The following is a 528-nucleotide window of genomic DNA, read 5'->3' on the forward strand; positions in this document are numbered from 1 at the left end:
TGCTTCCGTAGCGAGCTTTCTTTCAGAAAGCTTTTAGGATAAGCCCTCGACCGATTAGTATTGGTCAGCTCCATGCATTGCTGCACTTCCACCTCCAACCTATCTACCTCGTCGTCTTCAAGGGGTCTTACGAATTGGGAAATCTCATCTTGAGGGGGGCTTCACGCTTAGATGCTTTCAGCGCTTATCCCTTCCGTACGTAGCTACCCAGCCGTGCTCCTGGCGGAACAACTGGTGCACCAGCGGTACGTCCATCCCGGTCCTCTCGTACTAAGGACAGCTCCTCTCAAATTTCCTACGCCCACGACAGATAGGGACCGAACTGTCTCACGACGTTCTGAACCCAGCTCGCGTACCGCTTTAATGGGCGAACAGCCCAACCCTTGGGACCGACTACAGCCCCAGGATGCGATGAGCCGACATCGAGGTGCCAAACCTCCCCGTCGATGTGGACTCTTGGGGGAGATAAGCCTGTTATCCCCGGGGTAGCTTTTATCCGTTGAGCGACGGCCCTTCCATACGGCACCG

The 528-nt window shown here is 55.5% G+C and carries 1 rRNA gene; it reads right to left on the reverse strand.

Features of this window, described 5'->3' with window-relative positions:
- Positions 1-34 precede the first annotated feature (34 nt).
- Positions 35-528 (reverse strand): 23S ribosomal RNA (locus tag CHH53_RS16985); the annotation flags it as partial.

This window comes from Terribacillus sp. 7520-G, from assembly GCF_002271665.1.
In the GTDB taxonomy this organism is placed as follows: Bacteria; Bacillota; Bacilli; order Bacillales; family Amphibacillaceae; genus Terribacillus.